Genomic DNA, 22,454 nt, shown 5'->3' on the forward strand with positions numbered 1-22,454 from the left:
CGGGCTTCGCGCAGAGAATACCCATTTCCAGTGATATCCAAGCGTGGGTTATTGGTCTAGAGTAGCGCTTGCATCCACCCGTTTCCTGTACTACATGGCCGCTGACACCTTTCCTCCTGAATCCAGCCTGCTCGCGCCCGTACTGCTGGTCGAAGACGAGCCCCTGATACAGCGCCGTCTCGACAGCATGTTGCGGCAGCTTGGCTATCAGCGCGATGCCATTGCATTTGCGGCCTCGCTCAAGCAGGCGCGCGCCCACCTGGCAAACCAGCCTTTCGCCCTTGCGCTGGTGGATATCGGGCTGCCCGATGGCAGCGGCATCGACCTGATCGCCGAAATGCATGCTGCTGATGCCGCGCTGCCCATACTCGTCATCTCGGCCTGGAGCACTGAGGATGCCATCCTCGCGGCATTGCGCGCCGGGGCCACGGGATACGTTCTCAAGGAGCGGGACGACATGGAAGTCGTGCTCTCCATCCGAAGCGTGCTGCGCGGCGGTGCTCCCATCGACCCCTTCATCGCGCGCCGCATTATCGACGAGTTCCACCTGGGCTCCAGCCAGCAGGCGCAGACCCAGCAATGCGAGACGCTGAGCCCGCGTGAGGGCGAGATTCTCGGGCTGGTGGCGCAGGGCATGGCCAACCGGGAAATTGCCGAACAACTTCATTTGTCGCGCTATACAGTCGAATGTCATATCAAGCACATCTATCGCAAACTCGCAGTCTCCTCCCGTACCAAGGCTGTGCACGAGGCCCGTTCGCGCGGCCTCCTGGATTGATCAGGCTAGTCCACCTGCTGTGGGGCATCGTGCTGGCCATGGCAACCGTCACGGCAGCCGGGGCAGGCGAAGCGTCCTGTGCCGCGCACGTGACGCGGATCGAGGCTGCGCTTGCCGGCGCCCTGCCTGCGGAAGCGGCATGGGTGCCCGTCACCCTGCCAGACAACTGGGAGGCGCGCTGGCCCGGCCAGGGCGGCACGGTGTGGTACCGCATCCATTGGCAGCCGGCCTGTCCGGCGGCATCGGGCAAGGCGCTGGCGCTGCTGGCCGAATCCATCGTCATGGCCGGCGAAGTCCACCTCAACGGCAAGCTGTTGTGGCGTGACGCCAGCCTGCGCGAGCCGCTCTCGCGCAGCTGGAACATGCCGCGCTATTGGCTGCTGCCGCCGGCCATGCTGCATGAAGATGACAACACCCTGCTGTTCCGCGTCGTGGGCGTGGCGGGGCAGATGCCGGGCCTGGGGCGCATCCACCTCGGCGAGGCTGGCCAACTGCAGCAACAGTTTGACCAGCTCTGGTGGCGCAACCGCACGCTGTTTGTCGCCAACCTGGCGATTTCCGCGGTGCTGGGCGTCATCATCTTCTGCGCCTGGCTCGGCAACCGCAGGCAAAGCGAATACGGATGGTATGCCCTCATGGCCCTGTGTTGGGTACTATTTGCCGCCAACACCCTGGCTACCACGCCCTGGCCGTTTGCCCATAGCGTCACGGCGGCCAAGGCCAACGCCATGGCATTGACGCTGTACGTGGCGTGCTTCTGCATGTTCACCTGGCGCTTCGGCCGGCAGCGCCTGCCGCGAGCCGAACAGGCGCTATGGGCAGCTTCTGCCCTCCTGATCATCGCCATTGCCTGTACGCCGGCCGCGATGCTGAAACATGCATTGACCGCCGGCTACCTGATCCCCACCGCGGTCTTCTGCATCAACTGCCTGCAATTCGCTGTGCACGCCATGCGTTCGCGCAATCCTGAAAACCTCATCCTGGCCGTTGCCTTGCTGCTGTTCTGCAGCGTGGCGCTATACGACTGCCTGCTGGTGTTCCAGGTCATACAGGAAGGCCGGGCATTGACGCCCTTCAGCAGCATTGCCGCCATGCTCTGCATGTCCGGCGTGCTCGGGCTGCGGCATGCGCGCAACATGCGCCGCATCGAGCGTTTCAATGAAGCACTGGAGCAGGGCATAGACCAAGCACGTGCCGAGCTGGCTCTCAGGCTCAAGCGCGAGCACGAGCTCGTGCTCGACAATACCCGCCTGCAGGAAAGGCTGAAGATCTCCCACGACCTGCACGATGGCCTGGGCGGCTCGCTGGTGCGCATGATGGCCGTGGTGGAGCAAGCCCCCGCCCCCCTGAAGAACCAGCAGTTCCTTTCCATGCTCAAGCTGCTGCGCGACGACCTGCGCCAAACCATAGACCACGGCTCCAGCAGCGGCATCAAGGTGCCGGGCACTCCTAGCGAGTGGATTGCGCCGCTGCGTCACCGCTTCATGCAGCTCTTCGACGATCACGGGATCGTGGCGACCTGGACAGTACCCGCGCAATGGCAGGCAACGCCAAGCGCGCTGCAGTGCCTGGCCCTCACGCGCCTGGTCGAGGAGGCCCTCGTCAATGTCCTCAAGCACAGCCGGGCCACGCGGGTGCAGGTGCACATGTGGTATCCCGGGCCGGGCGAGCTCATGCTGCGCATCGAGGACAACGGCATCGGCTTCGACGTCACCGCCGTGCGCCGGGCTGGCATCAGCATCGGCATGCGCAGCATGCATGCACGCATCGCCGCGGTCGGCGGCTCCCTGAAAGTGCAGTCGGAACCCGGCTGCACCGTACTGGCGGCGACATTCCAGCGCTGACCCATACCGGGCAAGCGGGTGACCGGGCAGGGAAAATAAGCAAATTAATTGCAAATTGCAGCATACCGGCTGAAATACCAGTTTTCAGTGATGTTCAAAACCTGCTGCGCCCAGTTTAATGCTACCTGACCCAGCAATAGCGCACGCACTCGGAGGTGCCCCTGATGAACCGCAGTTTTCAATCCATTTTCAATGCCCGTTCCGGCGCCTGGCAGGCAGTCCCGGAAACCGCCCGCCATCCAGGCAGGGCTGCCAGTGTGCTCAGCCCACTGGCGCTCTCCCTCATCCTCGCCGCATGCCCGGCGCTGGCGAATGAAATCATTGACAATAATGACATCATAACGGTGCGCGCAGGTCAGCCATCATCGCCATGGCAGATCCCGGGATGGCTTAGGGTTGGCAATGCAGGCACAGGCACGTTGAACATCGAGGCGGGCGGCGCGGTATCCAATAGCGGTGGCTTCATTGGAGCCTTTCCTGGCAGCACAGGTAATGTCACAGTGACGGGGTCAGGCTCGACCTGGACAAATACCCACTCGCTTTATGTTGCCTCTGGAGGCAGAGGCACACTGAACATCGAGGCGGGCGGCAGGGTTTCCGCCGCTGTCACCAGGCTTGCTTATGATGCATCAAGCAGCGCTACCCTGACCCTGAGCGGCGCCAGTGGCAGCCGCGGCATCCTGGAGACCGGGCAGCTTGTCCGCGGTTTAGGTAGCGCCAGCGTCACTCTCGATGGCGGCATCCTGCGTGCCACGGGCGACCAGGCGAATTATCTGTCCGGCTTTGGCAGCGGCGCCATCACCCTGGGCAGCCAGGGCGTATTCTTCGATACGACTGCGCATGCCGTGGGACTCGATATCTCCATGCTGACGGGTAGCGGCGGGTTGACCAAGCTGGGCGCGGGCACCCTGACCCTCAACGGCGTTGGCACCTATACCGGCGCCACCGTCATCGACAGCGGCACATTGGCTGTCAACGGCTCGCTCACTGCGTCCAGTATCCAGGTCAAGCAGGGCGGCACCCTGGGCGGCACTGGCACGGTGGGGGCTGTGGTGGTCGACAGCGGCGGCACGCTGGCGCCCGGCAACTCGATTGGCACCCTGACGGTAGACGGCGACCTGACCTTCAGCAGTGGCGCGACCTACCAGGTCGAGGTTGACGCAGCGGGCAATCATGACCAGGTCATCGTCAAGGGAATTGCCAGCTTGGGCGGCAACGTGGTGGCGCTGGCCGAAAACGGCCACTACGCAGCCAACACCACCTACACCATCCTGTCTTCCGACCATGCCGTGACAGGCACCTTTGGCGGCGTTTCCTCTTCGCTGGCTTTCCTCGATGGCACGCTGGACTATAGCGACCCCAACAAGGTCAACCTGGTCATGTCCCGTAACGATATTGCTTATACCGATGTTGCATATACCGGCAGCCAGCGGGGCGTGGCTGCTGCCCTGGAAAGCGCCAGCTCAGGCGCCGCGAGTGCGGATATGCAAGGCATCCTCACCGCCGTCAATAACCTCTCGGCTCAACAGGCCCGGTCTGCCTATGACAGCATGAGTGGTGTCGGGCTTGTCTCACTGCAACGTGCCGGGCTGGGCTTCAGCAGCAATTTCAGCAACCAGTTGATGGGGCGCCTGCAAGCCGTTGGCATGTCCGCCACTGCACAATCGCTTCATGGCATCCAGCTCTCGGCCAATGACAGCTTCGATGCCCTGATGCCGGCACTCTCACAGCCCACCCTGTCGGATGCCCCATCCGCCAATCAATTCAGCCTTGCTGGCGGGATTCCGATGGATAACGGCAGGCATGGGTTCTGGCTGCGCAGCTTTGGCACCAATCAAGACACCTCGGGCGACCGCAATGCTGCGGGCAGCCTGATCAAGGGCGTGGGTATCAATGCGGGTGTTGATCGCCGCGTCACCGACAACCTGGTACTGGGCGCAGCCTTCAGCCACAGCCGTGCCGACATTGATGCTGGTACGGGCATGAACGGCAAATCGCGCGGCAACGCAGCGGCGGTGTATGCGAGCTATGCCAACGGCCCCTGGACGTTCAACGGCAACCTGATGTTCGCGCACAACACCAATGACATGGACAGGCGCATCACCGTCGGCGCCCTGCAACGCAAAGCGACAGCCGATTTTGACAGCAGGACTGTGGCGGCCTATGGCGAAGTCAGCTATGACCTGCCGCTTGCCAAGTGGACGCTGCAACCCGTGGCCGGCCTGGCCCTGGCCTATAACCGCAATGACGGCTTCACGGAAAAAGGCGCTGGTGCGCTCAATATCGACGCGGATACGCGCAGCATCACGTCGACCCGCACCCTGCTCGGCACGCGCGCCTTGATCGAGCTCAACGGTATCAGCATACAACCGCGCGCCATCTGGGCGCATGAGTTCGGCGACATCAACAAGGGCTTGACCGGCCAGTTGCAAGGCGCGCCTGCGGCCAGCTTCAAGACTTACGGTGTGGACCTGCCGCGAGACACCTTGATCACGGGTATAACCATTGCGGGCAAAACCCAGGGCGGCCTATCGCTGTTTACGGATGTGCAGGGCGAGTTCAACAGCAAGCAAACCAACCTGGCCTTGTTGATCGGGGTGCGCAAGAGCTGGTAATGCTGATCTCGACGGGCTGATCAAACAGGACGCGTTGGCGTCCTGTTTGTGTTCGGGAGGAGGGTTTATATGGTGGAAAACTCGATATAGAAATCGCGGATGCCGGAAGCCAGGAACTGCACTGCCACGCAGGTGAGCAGGAACCCCATGATTTTGGTCACTGCCTGCATGCCGTGCTCGCCGAGCATTTTCTCGATATGGGTGGCCGATGACAGCGCCAAGTAGGCGATGCCGATGGTGATGGCGATCCCGGCGATGACGATGGGGTCACCGATGAGGTGGGAGCCTTCCGGAATCTGCGAGCCGAAACTCATGACGACGGCGATCGAGCCTGGCCCGGCCAGGCTGGGCATCGCCAGCGGCGAGAATGAGTAATCCAGGTTGGCACTCTTGATTTCCTCGGGTTCGGAGTCCACGCTGGAGGATGAATCCAGCCCGGAGAAGATCATGCGCAATGCCAGGATGAGGATGATGAGGCCGCCCGCCACCCGGATGCCGGCCATCGAGATGCCGAACAGCGCAATGATGCCATTGCCCAGCAGCAGGAAGGTCGTGAGTATGAAGAACGCATAGATGCAGGCCTTGCGTGCCTGCAGCTTGCGCGTTTCCGGCGTCATGCGTTGCGTCAGCGCCATGTAGAGCGGGATCGTGGTCAAGGGGTTCATGATGGGCAGGAGGCCGATCACGACGATGGAAATGTATTTGAGGGCTTCCAGTATGCTCATGGTGCCGGTCCTTTTCTTGTTGTTGAATATCACGGTCAGGATGCATTCTAATACCGTATGCCGGTGGCGGGCCGGCGCGGCATCCACCAACCGGTATGCGGCGACATGTTGCCCATCATGGCGGACTCTTGCTGTGCCGGGCTGCCCGGTCATTTGGCATGGTCGATATGATGGGGTGAGACACCAGCCAAATTAGTCCGTTCGGACTATTCGAACGTCATTTTTTGAGATTTGTCTTTCTTAGTATCTGCAACGCAATTGCATTGCGATTGCGTGACGTCTAATCAATTACTTTGGGAGATCCTCATGAAAATGAAATCAATCGTGTTATCGCTGGCAGCGTTCGGCGCTGCTTTGGCCGCTCCGGTCACGTTTGCTGACCAGGGTTCCATTGCCAAGAATGTGATCGTCATGGTCAGCGACGGCGCTAGCTGGGGTACCTGGGATCTGGCCAGTTACTATCAGTATGGAGAGTTGGGCCGTCAGTCCTACGACCAGTTCGATGTCAAGCTCGGCATGACGACCTATCCCAAGAACACTTCTTCCCGCCCGACATACGATGATGTGCAACGCATCAGCTACGATCCATCCAAGGCCTGGGATACCACGCCCATCAGTGGCAGCAATTATTTTGCCGGTTATGACTACCTGAAGCGAGACTACACAGATTCCGCTGCTGCTGCCACTGCGCTGGCAACCGGCGAGAAGACTTACAACAATGCCATCAATTACGACAATTTCGGCCAGGCAATGGGATACATCACCCAGGAAGCCAAGGCATTGGGCCGTGCGACCGGTGTTGTCACCAGCGTGCCGTTCACGCATGCGACGCCTGCCGGTTTTGGCGCGCAGAATATCAGCCGCAACAACTATGGCGCCATCAGCGAGTCCATGATCAGCAATGGTTCCCTCGACCTGATCCTGGGCGCAGGCAATCCCTTGTATGATGCCAACGGCAACCTGCGTGCTACGCCCAATTACCAGTACATGTCCGAAACGGCCTGGAATACTGTCAATGACGAGAACTCCGCATGGACGCTGATCCAGAGCAAGAGCGAGTTCGAAGCCCTGGCAGACGGTTCCCTGCAGGTGGAAGGTCCCGTGATCGGCCTGCCCCAGGTGTTCGATACCCTGCAATACAGGCGCAATGGCAATGTAGTCGGCCTGGATGATGCCACTCCTAGCGGCAAGGCTTATATCGATAGCGTGCCCACGCTCGAAACCATGACGCTCGGTGCCCTGAACCACCTGGGCAAGAATGAAGAAGGCTTCTTCGTCATGATCGAAGGCGGCGCTGTCGACTGGGCGGCACATGCACGAGATACTGCCGGCATCATCGAGGAGCAGATCGACTTCAATCTTTCCGTCGATGCCGCTGTGAACTGGGTCAACCAGAACAGCAGCTGGGAAGAGACATTGCTGATCGTCCTCACCGACCATGGCAATGGCATGCCCATGGGGCCTGATTCCGACACCATCGCTTTCCAGGCCATCCAGAACAACGGCGCGGGTGAATTGCCAGGCGTGCTCTGGCATACCGGCAACCACACCAATGAGAACACCTCGTTCTTCGCCCATGGTGCTGGCGCTGACCTGTTCTACGATCAGGTGGTTGGCGAAGATGCAGGCCTGCGCGACATCCTCGGCTTCAATGACGGCCGCTACATCGACAATACTGCCGTCTCCGGCGTGATCGGCTCCGTGCTCGCACCTGTACCAGAACCCGAAACCTATGCCCTGATGCTGGCTGGCCTGGGTCTGGTAGGCTTCGCTGCCCGCCGTCGCAATACACGTCAATAATCCTGCGATGTCGTGATCTGGAGGCAGGTCACGACGTGCAGTGGCTTTTCCATTTCAGGCGCCCTGATGTTCAGGGCGTTTTTGCATTTCCCTGCCCGTGATGTTTTCCCGTCGATGGCCATGCGTCTGGCTTGGCGCAGGCTCGCCCATGCCGGCGCAATGATGGCGCTTTCATCCCGATACATCCTTGATCTACTCCTTAAGGAGTATTGACATTCATTTTGTGTTTCCTAGTATGAAAAAAAGTTTCATAAATAGGTTGACGCTGATTTTTGCCTTCGGTATAAATGCAATAAAGTTTCTTTAAGAGAAAAAAAGTTTACTTGTGATCGCTTGAGAACGCCGCATTCTGTTCCTGGATAGAAGGGTGCCGTGACAGGTAGTACAAGTGATCAGCCAGGCCAGCAGCATGTGAAGGGCCGGGCACACGAGTGTGATGACTAATTCATTGGAGCCGCGATAAATGCCATTGAGATTGCTTAAATATGCGTTGAGCAAGGAATATCCCGGGAAGCGCTTTTTCCAGGCGCACACCACCCCGAAGAAGTCCTACGACGTGGTCATCATCGGTGGCGGCGGTCACGGGCTGGCGGCCGCGTATTACCTGGCCAAGCATCACGGCATCACCAACGTGGCGGTGCTGGAGAAGGGCTATATCGGCGGCGGCAATACCGGCCGTAACACGACCATTGTGCGTTCGAACTACCTGACGCCCGAGGGTGTGAAATTCTACGACGCCAGTGTGAAAATCTACGAAGACCTCTCCGAGGAGCTGGATCTCAACCTGTTCTATTCCACCCGTGGACATTTCACACTTGCGCATACCGAATCTGCGATGCGTACCATGCGCTGGCGCGCCGAGGTCAACAAGCATGTGGGCGTGGAAAGCTATGTGGTCGGCCCAGATGACATCGCCAAGGCCTGTCCGCAACTGGACCTGAGCTGCAGCGGCAAGGCACCCATCGTCGGCGCGCTCTACCATGCGCCCGGTTCCGTGGCGCGTCATGACGCAGTGGCCTGGGGCTATGCGCGCGGCGCGGACCGCCTGGGGGTGGAGATTTTCCAGAATACCGAAGTGACCGGCATTGATGTCAAGGGCGGCCAGGTGGTGGGCGTGAGCACCAACAAGGGGTATATCGCCACCAACAAGGTGTTGTCCGCAGTGGCAGGTTTCACGCCGAGGATCTGCGAGATGGTGGGCGTGGAAACGCCTATCGTCATCCATCCGCTGCAAGCCTGTGTCACCGAGCCGATGAAACCGTGGCTGGATACCATCCTCGTGTCCGGCAGCTTGCATGTGTACGTGAGCCAATCCTCGCGCGGCGAGCTGGTGATGGGTTCCTCGCTCGACCCTTACGAAGTGCATTCCACCCGCTCGACGCTGGATTTCGTCGAGGGCCTGACTTCGCACATGCTGGACATGTTCCCCTTTCTTTCCAATATCAAGGTGGTGCGCCAGTGGGCGGGCATGGCCGATATGACGCCGGATTTCGCGCCTGTGATGGGCAAGACCCCGGTCAAGGGCTTCTACCTCGACGCGGGCTGGGGCACATGGGGCTTCAAGGCAACGCCGATCAGCGGCAAGACCATGGCCGAGACCATCGCGCGCGACCAGGCGCCCGAGCTGATCCACTCTTTCCGTCTGTCGCGCTTCGAGGATTACGAGCTGACCGGTGAAAAGGGTGCCGCTTCGGTCGGCCACTGAGTCAGGATATCAATTGAGGAATACACGATGAAATTGTTGACTTGTCCCGTGAATGGAACCAGGCCGTTGAGTGAGTTCGTCTATGGCGGCGAGCTGCGCACCCCGCCTGCCGCGGATTGCAGCGACAAGGAATGGGCTGACTACGTGCACAACCGTCATGGCGCGCCCGGCCTCAAGCAGGAGTGGTGGTACCACGCGCCCAGCGGCACCTGGTTCATCGCCGAACGCAACACATTGACCGATCAAGTGATTCGTACATATCTGAAAGGACAGGAGGGCCAGCAATGAGCGCACGTTTGACCAAGCAAGCAGGTGAATGGATCAACCGTGCCGCTGTTGTCAGGTTCAGCTTCGAAGGGCGGGAGTTCAGCGGTTTCGAGGGCGATACCATCAGCAGCGCGCTCTGGGCCAATGGCGAGAAGGTGCTGGGACGCAGCTTCAAGTATCACCGTCCGCGCGGCATTCTCAGCCTGGCTAATCATGACGTCAATGTAATGCTGACCGATGGCATGGACACCAATATCCGCGGCGACGTGGTGCCGGTGAGCAATGGCGCGGTGCTGGAGGCGGTGAATACCGATGGGGGTGTGCGCAAGGACAAGAGCCGCATCATCGACAGCATCGCCCCGCTGTTGCCCGTGGGCTTCTACTACAAGGCGTTCCATACGCCCAAGAAGATGTTCCCGTTCTGGGAGAATGTCATCCGCAAGGCGGCGGGCCTGGGCAAGGTCAATTTCAACTATCCCCGCATCGTCAAGCCCAAGCGCCATCTCCATTGCGATGTGCTGGTGGTGGGGGCGGGCGCGTCCGGCCTGGCTGCGGCCATCGAGGCCGGCAGGCAGGGCCTGCGCGTGGTACTGGTGGACGAGAATGCACAGCTTGGCGGCAGCCTTGGCTTCGACTGGGGCGGCAGCCAGGAGGCCAGCAAGCTGTTGGGTGAGCTGGTGTCCGAGGTGCGGGCATTGCCGAACATCACCGTGATGACCGGCGCCTATGCCGCTGGTTATTACCCCGACCACCTGATCCCCGTGGTGACCAGGGACGGCATGGTCAAGGTACGCGCCGGGGCCGTGGTGATGGCAAGCGGCGCTTTCGAGCAGCCGCCCGTGTTCCGCAACAACGATATTCCCGGCGTGATGCTCGGCTCGGCCGCGCAGCGCCTGCTGCACCGCTATGCGGTCAAGCCGTTCGAGCATGGCGTGGTGTTCACTGCCAACGATTACGGCTACCGTGTTGCCCATGACCTGCTGGAAGCAGGTGTGAAGGTGGCGGCATTGATCGACCTGCGCGCAGAGGCGCAGGACAAGGTATTGTCCGCTGGCCTGGCCAGGCGAGGTGTCAAGATACAACAAGGCTGCGCGGTATATGAAGTCGAGCCTGCTGCCGATAAGTTCAGCGTCAAGGCCGTGGTGGTTGCCCCCTATGATGAAGATAGCGCCGAAGCGGATACCAGCCGCAAGACGCGTATCGAGTGCGACGGCGTGGCGATGTGCGCAGGCTGGGCGCCTACCGCCAACCTGCTGTACCAGGCCGGCACTGCCATGCGCTACGACTATGGCGTGCACCAGTTTGTGCCCGACAGGCTGCCCGCAGGTATTTTTGCCGCAGGACGTGTCAATGGTGTCTATGCATTGGGTGATAAGCTGGCCGATGGCAAGCGTGCCGCGATTGCCGCCATGCGCCATCTTGGCAAGGAGCTGCCGGAGCCAGCTAGCGTGACAGTCAGTGCTCACGCCCAAAGCCATGCCTATCCCATTGTCATGCATCCCAAGGGCAAGAATTTCGTCGATTTCGACGAGGATATCCAGGTCAAGGATTTCATCAATGCCGCCAAGGAAGGCTTCGACAATATCGAATTGATGAAGCGCTTCACCACCGTCGGCATGGGGCCGAGCCAGGGCAAGCATTCCAATATGAATGCGATCCGCATTCTTGCGCGGCTGCGCGGCTTGCCGGTGGAGCAGATTGGCACTACGACGTCGCGGCCATTCTTCCATCCGACGCCGATCGGTCACCTGGGCGGTCGCGGCTTCCACCCACACCGCATCACGCCGCTGCATGATGTCAATGCCGCGCTCGGCGCCGTCTTCACTGATGTCGGCCCCTGGAAGCGCGCCGCCTACTATGCGGTACCCGGCCTCAGCGTGCAGGACACCATCCTGGCTGAAGTCGAAGCCGTGCGCAGCAAGGCCGGCATCATTGACAGCAGCTCCTTCGGCAAGATCGAGGTACGCGGGCCTGAGGCCGGCTTGTTCCTTGAGCGCTTCTTTACCGGTCGTTATGCCGACCAGGCCATTGGTGAGTCGCGCTACACCATGCTGCTCGACGAGTCGGGCGTGGTGGTGGATGATGGGCTGGCGCACAGGCTGGGCGATGAGTTGTTCTACCTGACTTCCGGCACCTCGAATGCCGCTGCGGTCTACCGCGAGATGCAGCGCTGGCAGCAAATCTGGCAGCTTGACATCGGGCTGGTCAATGTCACTGGTGCTTACGCCGCGATCAATGTCGCCGGGCCGCTGGCGCGGCAGGTATTGTCCGGGCTCGTGAATTTCAACCTGGCTGAGCAACAGCCGCATAGCGCGCGCGACACTGAAATTGCCGGGGTGCCGACGCGATTGCTGCGCGTGGCCTTCGTGTCCGATAGCACTTATGAGCTGCATGTGCCCACTCCCCAGGCCGCCTTTGTCTGGGAGCAGGTCATGCGTGCCGGCTCCAGCCTGGGCCTCAAACCGTTCGGCACCGATGCGCAGCGCATCCTGCGGCTGGAAATGGGGCACCCCATGCCCGGCATCGACACCGACGGCCTGACCAACCCGCTGGAAATCGGCGCGCAGCATGCGATTGCCATGGACAAGCCGGATTTCATCGGCAAGCGCAGCCTGCAGATCATTGCCAAGCGTCCGCTCAAGAAAGCGCTGGTGGCGTTTGCGCTCAAGCCCGGTTTTGCGGGAGAGCTGCCGTTCGAATGCAACCTGGTGATCCGCAACGGCGAGATCGAGGGGCGTGTCACCAGCATCGCGTATTCCAGGACCGTGGGCCACGTGATCGGCTTTGCCTATGTCGCGCCTCAGCACAGCGCCGTGGGGTCCGGTTTTGAAATCCGTACCGACAGCGGCGCACTGGTCGCTGCGACCGTGGTGCCTTTCCATTTCCTTGTCAGCCAACAGTGAGGCAATGAATAAGATGCAAACAGAAAAGCTAATTACTCCTTTCGCCCATGCGCTCCAACATGAACATGGCGTCTGGGGTCTCATCGACCAGATGAAGGCTGTCACTCACTTTTTAGACGAGGAGCTGGAAAGGGACAGAATAAGGAATTTAGGCATCGCTGATGCGAGCTTCCTGCGCAAGTTCGGCGCCAAGGGCACATATGCCGCCCAATGGCTGGAAGCGCAAGGCGTGGTGATTCCGACGCGTCCCAACAGCTGGGCACAGGCTGCAGACGGTAGCCTGGCCTTGCGCCTGGGCAATAGCGAATTTCTCATCGAGGATGTGCCGGGTGGCACAAGCTGCGACAGGCTGGCACAAGCCTGCGCAGGGGCTAGGGGTGTATACCCGGTACCGCATGTGGAAGCGTCATTCGTGATCAGCGGCCACGCGGTGCAGGCCTTGTTTTCAGAAGTTTGTTCCATTGATTTAACTCACGCTTCGCTCGGTGCACAAGACGTCGTCATGACGCAATTTGCCGGGGTCAGCGTAGTCCTGATACGCCAGGACCTGAAGGAGGAGGAGAGCCTCTACAGGCTGTGGTGTGATAGTTCGTACGGTTCATATTTGTGGGAAGTGATCGCAGGCATCGCTCACGAACACAAGGGCGGACCCGTCGGGATAGGGCGTTATTTCGCGTCTTGTCCATAAACTCAATTGGACTTGGAGAGTGATGTTATGAAGATAGTAGATGGAAGGTTCACATGTCAGCCAGGTACGCCGGCTGAGCAATTGGCGGCTGCGAAGAAGTTCCTGGCCGACAACCATGTGAAATACGTATTGGCGCAGTTCGTGGATATCCACGGGGTCGCCAAGGTGAAGTCGGTGCCTGCTGCGCATCTCGAATCCATTCTCAAGGATGGCGCGGGGTTCGCCGGTGGGGCGATCTGGGGCATGGGCATCCTGCCCAATGGTCCGGACTACATGGCAGTGGGTGATTTGTCCACGCTGAGTCTGCTTCCCTGGCAGCCCGGCTATGCGCGCATCATCTGCGACGGCCATGTCGACCAGAAGCCTTACGAGTACGACTCGCGCGTGGTGCTGAAGAAGCAGGTCGAACGTCTGTCGGCGCAAGGCTGGACGCTCTACACCGGTCTGGAGCCGGAGTTCTCGCTGCTCAGGCGCGACGAAAAGGGCGCACTGCACCCTTGCGACGAGACCGATACGCTGCAAAAGCCCTGTTATGACTACAAGGGCATGACGCGGCAGGCGGTGTTCCTCGAAAGACTGACCGAAGCGCTGATCGCGGCCGGGCTGGATGTGTACCAGATCGACCACGAAGATGCCAACGGCCAGTTCGAGATCAATTACACCTATGCCGACTGCCTCAAGAGCGCGGACGACTATATCCTGTTCAAGATGGCGGCCAGCCATATCGCCAACGAGCTCGGCATGACCTGTTCCTTCATGCCCAAGCCGTTCGGCAACCGCCCCGGCAACGGCATGCACATGCATATGTCGATCGGCGACGGCAACAAGAGCCTGTTTCATGATGACAGCGATAGCACCGGCCACGGCCTGTCACCGCTGGCCTATCACTTCCTGGGCGGCATCCTGCATCACGCCCCGGCATTGACCGCGCTCGCTGCGCCTACCGTCAATTCGTACAAGCGCCTGGTGGTCAGCCAGTCGCTCACCGGCTCGACCTGGGCGCCAGCCTATATTTCCTATGGCAACAACAACCGCTCGACCATGGTGCGCATTCCCTATGGCCGCCTGGAGCTGCGCCTGCCGGACGGTAGCTGTAACCCCTACCTGACCACGGCGGCGGTGATCGCAGCCGGCCTCGACGGCGTCAAGCGCGAGCTGCATCCAGGCCCTGGCCATTCCACCAATTTGTTCGACCTGAGCCTGGCGGAAATGAAGGAGCAAGGCATCGGCATCCTGCCGCAAAACCTCAATGAGTCGCTGGACCAGCTCGAAGCCAACCAGGTGTTGCGCGATGCGCTGGGCAATGCGCTCACCGAGGAGTTCATCAAGCTCAAGCGCGCTGAATGGGTCGATTATCAGCGCCATGTGTCGGATTGGGAGATCAACCGCTATATCGAATTTTTCTAGGCGGCTTTTTTAAATGACTGGATTCTGTAAGGAGATTTAATCATGTGTGGAATCGTTGGATTACTGGTGAAGAACCAGAACATGCGCGCCAATATCGGCGAACTCATGCTGCCCATGCTGATCGGCATGACGGAGCGCGGCCCGGATTCCGCAGGCCTGGCGATCTTCGGCGCACCCGTGGATAACGGCGAGCGCAAGTTCAGCCTGTATTGCGCCGATCCCGACTTCGACTGGGCCAGGCTCAGCGTTGACCTCAACAACGGCCTCCAGGCCGAGGCCACGGTGGAGGTGAAGGTCAACCATGCCGTGGTGACCACCTCCGTCAGCCCCGATACCGTCAAGGCCTGGCTCAAGGAGCATTATCCCCAGCTACACCTGCTGTCCGTGGGCCAGCTCATGGATATCTACAAGGATACCGGCACGCCGGCGCAGGTGGCCAGCCGCTACGACTTTTCCAAGCTGTCCGGCAGCCACCTCGTGGGCCATACCCGCATGGCGACCGAGTCTGCGATCACGCCATCGCATGCTCACCCCTTCACTGCGGGCGAGGACTGGTGCCTGGTGCACAACGGTTCGCTGTCCAACGCGCATAGCATCCGCCGCAAGCTGGAGCACGAAGGTATTTCCTTCGAGACCGACAACGATACCGAGGCTGCCTGCCGCTTTCTGCAATGGCGCATGCGCGAAGGTGACGATCTCAAGACCGCGCTCGAGCATGGCTTCGACGAGCTGGACGGCTTCTACACCCTGTTGATGGGGACCAAGGATCAACTGGCGCTGGTGCGCGACCCATTTGCCTGCAAGCCCGCGATTGTGGCCGAGCACGACGATTATGTCGCGATCGCCTCCGAATTCCGTTCCTTGGCCCATTTGCCTGATATCAAGAATGCCAAGGTATTCGAGCCTGCACCGAAGGAGATGTATGTATGGAAACTGTAACATTCGACCTGGAGAAAACCCCGCTGCGCGAGGTGAACCAGTACCTGCACAGCGATGCCACCGAATTGGACGGCAAGACGGTCAGGATCACTAACCCGGGCGGCGCGCACAACATCGCGGTCGGCCTCAAGGCTGACGTCAACGTGGTGATCGAGGGGCATGCGGGGTATTACGCCGCCGGCATGAACCAGTTTGCCAATGTGACGATCGAGGGCAGCGCCGGCACCGGCGTGGCCGAGAACATGATGTCCGGACGCGTGCATGTCAAGGGCTTCGCCTCCAATGCCGCAGGCGCTACGGCACACGGCGGCCTGCTCATCATCGACGGCGATGCGGGCCTGCGTTGCGGCATCTCCATGAAGGGTGTGGATATTGTCGTCGGTGGTTCTGTCGGCAGTTTTTCCGCATTCATGGCACAGGCCGGCAACCTGGTGATCCTCGGCGATGCCGGTGAAGCGCTGGGCGATTCCCTCTACGAAGCCCGCATCTTTGTGCGCGGCACGATCAAGAGCCTGGGCGCCGATTGCGAGGTCAAGCCCATGGATGACGAGTCCCGCCAGATCCTGGTCAGGCTCCTCAAGGAGTCCGGCCATGCGGATGTCGATCCCGACAGTTTCACGCTGCTCGGCTCGGCCCGCACGCTGTACAACTTCCACGTAGATAACGCAGGAGCCTACTAATCATGAGCGACACGCCAAAAATCCCGCAAACCGAACCGCGTTTTTCTGCGACTTTCGACAAGCACACCATGTCCGAGATCCGCCGTGCCGCGGCGACCGGCATCTACGACATCCGCGGCGCAGGCGCCAAGCGCAAGCTGCCGCACTTCGACGACCTGCTGTTCCTGGGCGCTTCCGTCAGCCGTTATCCGCTGGAAGGCTACCGCGAGAAATGCGGTACCGATGTCGTGCTGGGCACCCGCTTTGCCAAGAAGCCCATCCATCTCAAGACGCCTGTGACCATTGCCGGCATGAGTTTCGGCGCCTTGTCAGGCCCGGCCAAGGAAGCGCTCGGCCGCGGCGCCAGTGCCGTGGGCACCAGCACGACCACCGGCGATGGTGGCATGACGCCGGAAGAGCGCGGCCAGTCCTCCATTCTGGTATACCAATACCTGCCGTCGCGCTATGGCATGAATCCCGACGACCTGCGCAAGGCCGATGCGATCGAAGTGGTGATCGGCCAGGGCGCCAAGCCTGGCGGTGGCGGCATGTTGCTGGGCCAGAAGATCAGCGACCGCGTCGCCAAGATGCGCTGCCTGCCCAAGGGCGTGGATCAGCGTTCCGCGTGCCGTCACCCAGACTGGACCGGTCCGGACGATCTGGAAATCAAGATCGCCGAGCTTCGTGAGATCACGGACTGGGAAAAGCCCATTTATGTGAAGGTGGGCGCAACGCGTCCTTATTTTGATGTCGCTTTGGCAGTGAAAGCCGGTGCCGATGTCGTCGTGCTGGACGGCATGCAGGGTGGGACTGCGGCAACGCAGGAAGTGTTCATCGAGCATGTCGGTATCCCCATCCTCGCAGCCATTCGTCCTGCCGTGCAGGCCTTGCAGGATATGGGCATGCACCGCAAGGTGCAGCTCATCGTCTCGGGCGGTATCCGCAACGGCGCCGATGTCGCCAAGGCCCTGGCGCTGGGTGCAGATGCGGTGGCCATCGGTACTGCGGCATTGATTGCGCTCGGTGACAACGACCCGCGCCTGGAGGAGGAGTACAACAAGCTCGGCACCACCGCTGGCGCGTATGACGACTGGCACGAAGGCAAGGATCCCGCCGGTATCACCACCCAGGATCCCGAGCTCATGAAACGCCTCGATCCGGTCAAGGCCGGGCGCAGGCTGGCGAATTACCTCTCCGTGATGACCATGGAAGCCCAGGTCATCGCGCGCGCCTGCGGCAAGTCGCACCTGCACAACCTGGAGCCGGAAGACCTGGTTGCCTTGAGCATCGAGGCCGCCGCCATGGCGAAAGTGCCCTTGGCCGGTACCAGCTGGATACCGGGCGTGTCACAGTTCTAGCTTACCCCTGCGTTGTACTGACGTAGTCCTTGTCCAGGCTAATCGCTTATGCGGTTGCCTGGCTTTTTTTCGTCAAAGGCCTCCGGACGTGTGTCCGGTGACGGGTGCGCTTGGCAAGGCGGCATATTGCCTGCGGCGGGTGCTTCGCGTGGGCAGGTGCGTAGCTACAAGCAGGGGGGGTTAACGCCGAGTTACTCATTAGGAAGTAATGCTTCAGGGGAATGGTGCCTACAGGCAGGTATTGCGACAATGCCCCCGCTTTGATGAGCGATGCCTGCTCCTTTTCATCACGGAGCTTTCTTACAGGAGTCATCACCCAGGGGTGACTCCTTTCTTTCAACGATGGAGAATGCCGTCCGCATGCAAGATGGCGCGTGCGATTTCCTCGATGGGCACCCGTTTCAGCATGGCCTGTTCCCGCATGATCTTGTAAGCCTCCACGGCACCGATGTCACGTGTCCGCGCCAGCACGGCCTGGGCTGCGCTGATCTGGTTGGATGCCTGCAGTTTTTGCTCCAGGCGCTGGTTGCGTTTATTGAGCAGCCTGAGTTGCTGGCAATGGTGAATGGCCATGATCAAGGTGGATAGAATGCCGTTGTGGTGCACGGGGCTGACGAGGATGCCGTGGCATCCCAGGCTGGTGGCAGTATCGAGGATGGTCGGGTTTTCATATTCGACGATGCCGATCAGGGGAATGGCCGAGGCAGGGGTGAGCCAGGCCAGTTTTTTCTTGTCGCTGGCCTCGGCATTCAGCAGGAAAAAGACAATGTCGGTGCCTTCTGGCAAGTCTGCCAATGGCGGCCATATGGTGACGGTCTGGCAGCCGATGCGCTGCAGTTGTTGCACTAGGATGTCGCGGTTGTCGTCCTTGGGATGGAATATCGCGACGCGGGCGTTGCGCAGGTTGCGGAAGAGGTCCAGCGTCGAACGCTGCCGCACACTGCTCTTGCTGTGACTAGCCATGCTTGGTCTCCAGCTGGTACTGCAGGCTACTCCATTCCTCTCCGGTATGGCTGACCAGATAGGGGTCGGGTTCCACGCCGCCGGCAATCGATTCTGCAATGATGTCGAACCCGCCTGCTGCGTTGACGCGGCCCAGCCTTGGGTTGAGCCTTGTATGGTGGTTGGCGGGGTTGATGGCCACCTTGCCCTGCGGGGCAAGGTATTCACGGCCCAGCAGGCGTGGCAGCAAGGCTTCATAGCTGTCGTCCCCGGCTTCCCGCATCGCTTCTGCAAAGAGCTGTGTCTGGAAATAGGCCGCTTCCCAGCACATATTGGGTTCGATTTCCTCGCCGAATTGCTGGCGGAAACGGGCCAGGCAGGATTGGTTATGCTCGCTGGCGATGGACTGGAAGTAAGGCGCGGAGGTGATGTGGCCCGCCGCGATCTTGCATCCCATTTCTGCTATTTCCGCCTCGCAGGTGGTCAAGCTGGCAATCGGCGTCTTGGCAGCGTCCATGCCGATATCGGCATAGGCCTGGTAGAGCATGCGCGTTGCCTTGCCCACGACGGTGGAAAAAATGAAATCCGGCGCCTTGGCCTTGATGTCGCGCACGATGGGAATGAAGTCCTTCTCGCTTGCATCCAGGGGAAGGTAGCGTTCGGCAAGCTTCTTGCCGCCCGGTGTCTCGAGGATGAAATCACTCATGATGCGATTGGATTCGTACGGATAAATATAGTCGCTGCCGACGAGATAGATACGCGCGCCGAAGTGCCGGGTCATGTAGTCGGCGAGTTGGGCGCTGTTCTGGTTGGGTGCAGGGCCGGTATAGATCACGTGCGGAGAGAATTCGAAGCCTTCATAAGGGGTAGGGTAGAACAGCAGCTTGCGCCACTTCTCCACAACGGGAATGACCGCCTTGCGTGTGCTCGACATATAGCAGCCAAAGATGACGTTGACCTTGTCGTCGCGGATCATGCGTTCTGCAAAGGATTGGTAGTGTCTGGGAATGCCGCGGGGATCGTAATAGATGGGGATCAATTCACGACCGTTGATGCCGCCGGCTGCGTTGATCTCGGAAATCGCAAAGAAAGTGGCGAATGCCTGTGTGCGTTCAATGGTGGCGGTGGCGCCGTTGCTCGAGAACAGGACGCCAACATGAATCGGGTCGGAGCTTGCCATGGACTGCTTTCATATGGTGCCCCGGCACTGCCGGGGCGGGTTGCTGGACATTTTTCTATGCGCTGTTGCCACCGCAGGTTGCGGACAAGGCCTGTTGCATCCTGAGTTCCTTGGCTACCATTGGCTGGCAGTCACCAGGCCGCATGGCAGCGATGTCGGGTCACGGTTCAAGGCTTAGTCCATTCCAGACAATGGCAACAGGCGCTTAGTTAGGCAGCCCTTCGATCGGGGCTTCCTTGGTGCCCAGGGTAGTCCGCGTGAATGACTCTACCATTTCACGTGCACCTTGTGGATCCTGCACCCATTTGCTGTAGAAGGTGTAAGGACATTCGGCAACGCCGTGCTCTCCATCCTTGGAGTTATAGACGCCGGTGTATCCACGGTGCAGCAACTTGAACAGGTGGTTTTCTGACTGGCCGTGTTTGCGGAAGTCGCGGATCAGATGCTTGCTCAGTGCGGCATACTGTACGCCGTTTTCCTCTTCACCGCATTCGCCCAGTGTGCGGCCGTCGAAGCCAACAATAGCAGAGTGCCCGAAATAGGAATACACGCCGTCAAATCCTGCTGCATTTGCCACGGCAACATAGGTATTGTTCGCAAACGCCATGGCCTTGCTGATGAGGATTTGCTGCTCCTTGGCCGGATACATATAACCCTGGCAGCGGACAATGAGTTCGGCACCCTTCATGGCGCAGTCGCGCCAGATCTCAGGATAATTGCCATCATCACAGATGATCAGGCTGACCTTCAGGCCCTTGGGGCCATCACTCACAAAGGTTTCCTTGCCGGGATACCAGCCCTCAATCGGCACCCATGGCATGATCTTGCGGTATTTCTGCACGATTTCACCTTGGTCGTTCATGAGGATCAGCGTATTGTAGGGCGCCTTGTTGGGATGCTCCTCATGCTGCTCGCCGGTGATCGAGAACACGCCCCAGACCTTGGCCTTACGGCAGGCCTCGGCGAAGATGGCAGTTTCCGGCCCAGGGATCGTCGTGGCATTGTCGTACATCTCCTGGCTGTCGTACATGATGCCGTGGGTACTGTATTCCGGGAATATCACCAGGTCCATGCCTGGTAGCCCGGCCTTCATATTGACCACCATGTCCGCGATCTTCTTGCAATTATCGATGATCTCGGCCTTGGTATGCAGGCGTGGCATCTTGTAATTGACGACTGCGACGCCAACGGTGTCATTACTGCTGGAAATATCACCATGTATCATTTTCTTGCTCCTTAGATTAAGTCAATTGTCTGCAAAATCCGGGGCACCCACGCCAGCGACAGGCGAAAAAAAAAGCTCGCCAACCGTGTTGATACGGTTGGCGAGCTTTTTTGCTCTGACCATTACCAGCGCTGTTGCTGGTATGGAAAAAATGTCAGTAAGCCGTTGTTGGCGAGGGTGACCCTTGAGTGGAAATTTAGTCCTATTTTCCTCGGGCGTCAACCTTATCGGCAGTACATGATGCTAGTTTCTCGAAGTGGGTATAGAAGCGGGCTGGGTCAAATTGCTTGAGTCCGGAGTCGACATTGGCCCCTTGCAATATTGGCGAGCCGGGCAGGGTCAGGGAACGTTAGTTCTCTGGAAAGATTCAGGCAGGGATAAATGCCATGGATGTCGGGATGGATTTCCGCGGCGACGATAATATCACCGTACATGACCAGTGCACCTCCCCATGAGCGAATCAAGCCGCGCTGGCTGACAGGCACCTCGCATGGCTCGGCAGTCTTGATTTGAGCATCCAGCCAAGCGTAGGCAATCCTGATGCAGTCGTCATTCTGGTGAACGGGCACAAAGCCTGCATAGTTGGCCCTGGCCTTGGCAAGCGCGATGGTTTCCTCTGATAGCATGGATTTCTTCTTTTTGATTATAGGCAATTCTGCCACAGCTTTGCACCATGCTTCAATTTGTCATGATCGGCATTTGCCGATTCGGCGCTACTGATGTCCTCCAGTGGTGGTCAATTGGCGGGCGTATGACCGTACACTGTCGATGCGCGCTCCAGCTTCGCATAATTAAGATGCTCATGTATGGCCCGCAAATGCTGTAGGTCATCCGAATATGACAGCTCAAAGCACGGGAAAGGCTGGTGATAAAACCTTCTTTCGCGCGTGAGCTCGTCCAGGTCATCGTGGAAGACCCCATTGAAGATGCTGATCTTGTTTTCAGCAAAGTCCCGGATGGCGGTAATCCTGTTGACCCCGTCCAGCAGCCAGCCCGACATCGGCTTGACGCCGCTAGTGCGCCATTGAGGCGCATGAATCACATAATATCCAATGGGAATGCCAAGGAAAATGTTCTCGATAAACCGAGCCTGCTTGTTAGGGTCCCAGTCCGTCGGCCCGCTCCACGGCGGCAATACGAAATTGACCAGGGTTTTTTCACTTTCCAGGCATGGTATCTGAGGCGCAATGCCGAAGATATGCTCAATGGGGTGGTTGTGCGGAGTGCCGTGCAATAACCGATCCGGAAGCAATGGGGATTTCTGATGAGGCACATCTGCCATGGCCAACCTCCTTATGATGTGGCATTGAAATAATCTATAGAACTGAATTTTATGATGAATCAGCGCTTCAATAGTTCCGGACACTAGCGCAGCGATACACTGAATATCTCAAAGGAGGGAGATCCGCACTGCAATGG

At 59.5% G+C, this 22,454-nt stretch carries 19 protein-coding genes; 13 read left to right on the forward strand and 6 right to left on the reverse strand.

The annotated features are described in order from the left end of the window. Positions 1–43 precede the first annotated feature (43 nt). From MFLA_RS02295 to MFLA_RS02305, 3 genes are all read left to right on the forward strand, one after another. Positions 44–778, forward strand: coding sequence for a response regulator (locus MFLA_RS02295; RefSeq protein WP_011478814.1), 735 nt, complete (start codon positions 44–46; stop codon positions 776–778). After that, positions 775–2,622 (forward strand): sensor histidine kinase, encoded by a 1,848-nt coding sequence (locus MFLA_RS02300; protein WP_011478815.1) that lies wholly within the window; start codon positions 775–777, stop codon positions 2,620–2,622. Before MFLA_RS02295 ends, MFLA_RS02300 begins: the two co-directional genes overlap by 4 nt. A 164-nt stretch (positions 2,623–2,786) precedes the next feature. Further along, on the forward strand, positions 2,787–5,237 hold the full coding sequence (locus MFLA_RS02305; protein ID WP_011478816.1) for an autotransporter domain-containing protein: 2,451 nt from the start codon (positions 2,787–2,789) through the stop codon (positions 5,235–5,237). A gap of 65 nt (positions 5,238–5,302) precedes the next feature. On the opposite strand, the gene MFLA_RS02310 is transcribed toward MFLA_RS02305, so the two are convergent. Beyond that, positions 5,303–6,115 carry a MarC family NAAT transporter gene (locus MFLA_RS02310; protein WP_229407126.1) on the reverse strand — a complete coding sequence of 271 codons (813 nt, stop codon included), beginning with the start codon at positions 6,113–6,115 and terminating at the stop codon, positions 5,303–5,305. Between the two features lie 153 nt (positions 6,116–6,268). On the opposite strand from MFLA_RS02310, the gene MFLA_RS02315 reads away from it, so the two are divergent. From MFLA_RS02315 to MFLA_RS02360, 9 genes are all read left to right on the forward strand, one after another. Further along, positions 6,269–7,762 (forward strand): alkaline phosphatase, encoded by a 1,494-nt coding sequence (locus MFLA_RS02315; protein WP_011478818.1) that lies wholly within the window; start codon positions 6,269–6,271, stop codon positions 7,760–7,762. A 463-nt stretch (positions 7,763–8,225) separates the two neighbouring features. Further along, a complete protein-coding gene (locus MFLA_RS02325) occupies positions 8,226–9,467 on the forward strand; it encodes an FAD-dependent oxidoreductase (RefSeq protein WP_011478819.1) in 1,242 nt (413 codons plus the stop codon). 27 nt (positions 9,468–9,494) lie between these two features. After that, positions 9,495–9,755, forward strand: a complete 261-nt coding sequence (locus tag MFLA_RS02330) for a sarcosine oxidase subunit delta (protein WP_011478820.1) — start codon at positions 9,495–9,497, stop codon at positions 9,753–9,755. After that, positions 9,752–12,637, forward strand: coding sequence for a 2Fe-2S iron-sulfur cluster-binding protein (locus MFLA_RS02335; RefSeq protein WP_011478821.1), 2,886 nt, complete (start codon positions 9,752–9,754; stop codon positions 12,635–12,637). The genes MFLA_RS02330 and MFLA_RS02335 overlap by 4 nt, the downstream gene beginning before the upstream one ends. Positions 12,638–12,641: 4 nt before the next feature. Then, a complete protein-coding gene (locus MFLA_RS02340) occupies positions 12,642–13,325 on the forward strand; it encodes a hypothetical protein (RefSeq protein WP_011478822.1) in 684 nt (227 codons plus the stop codon). Between the two features lie 27 nt (positions 13,326–13,352). Then, positions 13,353–14,732 (forward strand): type III glutamate--ammonia ligase, encoded by a 1,380-nt coding sequence (gene glnT / locus MFLA_RS02345; protein WP_011478823.1) that lies wholly within the window; start codon positions 13,353–13,355, stop codon positions 14,730–14,732. 42 nt (positions 14,733–14,774) lie between these two features. Further along, positions 14,775–15,671, forward strand: a complete 897-nt coding sequence (locus MFLA_RS02350) for a class II glutamine amidotransferase (protein WP_011478824.1) — start codon at positions 14,775–14,777, stop codon at positions 15,669–15,671. Beyond that, positions 15,659–16,351, forward strand: coding sequence for a protein glxC (locus MFLA_RS02355; RefSeq protein WP_011478825.1), 693 nt, complete (start codon positions 15,659–15,661; stop codon positions 16,349–16,351). The genes MFLA_RS02350 and MFLA_RS02355 overlap by 13 nt, the downstream gene beginning before the upstream one ends. 2 nt (positions 16,352–16,353) lie before the next feature. Continuing rightward, positions 16,354–17,688, forward strand: a complete 1,335-nt coding sequence (locus tag MFLA_RS02360) for an FMN-binding glutamate synthase family protein (RefSeq protein WP_011478826.1) — start codon at positions 16,354–16,356, stop codon at positions 17,686–17,688. Positions 17,689–18,024: 336 nt separating this feature from the next. Here the strand turns inward: MFLA_RS02360 and MFLA_RS02365 are convergent, their stop codons facing one another. Beyond that, positions 18,025–18,651 (reverse strand): ANTAR domain-containing response regulator, encoded by a 627-nt coding sequence (locus MFLA_RS02365; protein WP_011478828.1) that lies wholly within the window; start codon positions 18,649–18,651, stop codon positions 18,025–18,027. Further along, positions 18,644–19,810, reverse strand: a complete 1,167-nt coding sequence (locus MFLA_RS02370; protein ID WP_011478829.1) for a transporter substrate-binding domain-containing protein — start codon at positions 19,808–19,810, stop codon at positions 18,644–18,646. The genes MFLA_RS02365 and MFLA_RS02370 overlap by 8 nt, the downstream gene beginning before the upstream one ends. On the opposite strand from MFLA_RS02370, the gene MFLA_RS02375 reads away from it, so the two are divergent. Beyond that, entirely contained in the window at positions 19,809–19,988 is a 180-nt protein-coding gene (locus MFLA_RS02375; protein WP_048811508.1) for a hypothetical protein, read from the forward strand. The genes MFLA_RS02370 and MFLA_RS02375 overlap by 2 nt on opposite strands. Positions 19,989–20,015: 27 nt before the next feature. On the opposite strand, the gene MFLA_RS02380 is transcribed toward MFLA_RS02375, so the two are convergent. From MFLA_RS02380 to MFLA_RS02390, 3 genes are all read right to left on the reverse strand, one after another. After that, a complete protein-coding gene (locus tag MFLA_RS02380; protein WP_011478830.1) occupies positions 20,016–21,035 on the reverse strand; it encodes an aliphatic amidase in 1,020 nt (339 codons plus the stop codon). 278 nt (positions 21,036–21,313) lie between these two features. Next, positions 21,314–21,661 carry a hypothetical protein gene (locus MFLA_RS02385; protein ID WP_011478831.1) on the reverse strand — a complete coding sequence of 116 codons (348 nt, stop codon included), beginning with the start codon at positions 21,659–21,661 and terminating at the stop codon, positions 21,314–21,316. A gap of 110 nt (positions 21,662–21,771) precedes the next feature. After that, the gene (locus tag MFLA_RS02390; protein ID WP_011478832.1) at positions 21,772–22,317 is read right to left on the reverse strand and encodes a DUF262 domain-containing protein; all 546 of its coding nucleotides are present in this window, start codon (positions 22,315–22,317) and stop codon (positions 21,772–21,774) included. Between the last annotated feature and the right edge of the window lie 137 nt (positions 22,318–22,454).

Source organism: Methylobacillus flagellatus KT (assembly GCF_000013705.1).
GTDB classification, from domain to species: Bacteria; Pseudomonadota; Gammaproteobacteria; order Burkholderiales; family Methylophilaceae; genus Methylobacillus; species Methylobacillus flagellatus.

What these genes read in the sequence shown, in the direction of transcription:
- MFLA_RS02305 (WP_011478816.1), top strand. Translation starts at nt 2,787, where the DNA reads ATGAACCGCAGTTTTCAATCCATTTTCAATGCCCGTTCCGGCGCCTGG.
- MFLA_RS02310 (WP_229407126.1), bottom strand. Translation starts at nt 6,115, where the DNA reads ATGACCGGGCAGCCCGGCACAGCAAGAGTCCGCCATGATGGGCAACAT.
- MFLA_RS02315 (WP_011478818.1), top strand. Translation starts at nt 6,269, where the DNA reads ATGAAAATGAAATCAATCGTGTTATCGCTGGCAGCGTTCGGCGCTGCT.
- MFLA_RS02325 (WP_011478819.1), top strand. Translation starts at nt 8,226, where the DNA reads ATGCCATTGAGATTGCTTAAATATGCGTTGAGCAAGGAATATCCCGGG.
- MFLA_RS02330 (WP_011478820.1), top strand. Translation starts at nt 9,495, where the DNA reads ATGAAATTGTTGACTTGTCCCGTGAATGGAACCAGGCCGTTGAGTGAG.
- MFLA_RS02335 (WP_011478821.1), top strand. Translation starts at nt 9,752, where the DNA reads ATGAGCGCACGTTTGACCAAGCAAGCAGGTGAATGGATCAACCGTGCC.
- MFLA_RS02340 (WP_011478822.1), top strand. Translation starts at nt 12,642, where the DNA reads ATGAATAAGATGCAAACAGAAAAGCTAATTACTCCTTTCGCCCATGCG.
- glnT (WP_011478823.1), top strand. Translation starts at nt 13,353, where the DNA reads ATGAAGATAGTAGATGGAAGGTTCACATGTCAGCCAGGTACGCCGGCT.
- MFLA_RS02350 (WP_011478824.1), top strand. Translation starts at nt 14,775, where the DNA reads ATGTGTGGAATCGTTGGATTACTGGTGAAGAACCAGAACATGCGCGCC.
- MFLA_RS02355 (WP_011478825.1), top strand. Translation starts at nt 15,659, where the DNA reads ATGGAAACTGTAACATTCGACCTGGAGAAAACCCCGCTGCGCGAGGTG.
- MFLA_RS02360 (WP_011478826.1), top strand. Translation starts at nt 16,354, where the DNA reads ATGAGCGACACGCCAAAAATCCCGCAAACCGAACCGCGTTTTTCTGCG.
- MFLA_RS02365 (WP_011478828.1), bottom strand. Translation starts at nt 18,651, where the DNA reads ATGGCTAGTCACAGCAAGAGCAGTGTGCGGCAGCGTTCGACGCTGGAC.
- MFLA_RS02375 (WP_048811508.1), top strand. Translation starts at nt 19,809, where the DNA reads ATGGACTGCTTTCATATGGTGCCCCGGCACTGCCGGGGCGGGTTGCTG.
- MFLA_RS02370 (WP_011478829.1), bottom strand. Translation starts at nt 19,810, where the DNA reads ATGGCAAGCTCCGACCCGATTCATGTTGGCGTCCTGTTCTCGAGCAAC.
- MFLA_RS02380 (WP_011478830.1), bottom strand. Translation starts at nt 21,035, where the DNA reads ATGATACATGGTGATATTTCCAGCAGTAATGACACCGTTGGCGTCGCA.
- MFLA_RS02385 (WP_011478831.1), bottom strand. Translation starts at nt 21,661, where the DNA reads ATGCTATCAGAGGAAACCATCGCGCTTGCCAAGGCCAGGGCCAACTAT.
- MFLA_RS02390 (WP_011478832.1), bottom strand. Translation starts at nt 22,317, where the DNA reads ATGGCAGATGTGCCTCATCAGAAATCCCCATTGCTTCCGGATCGGTTA.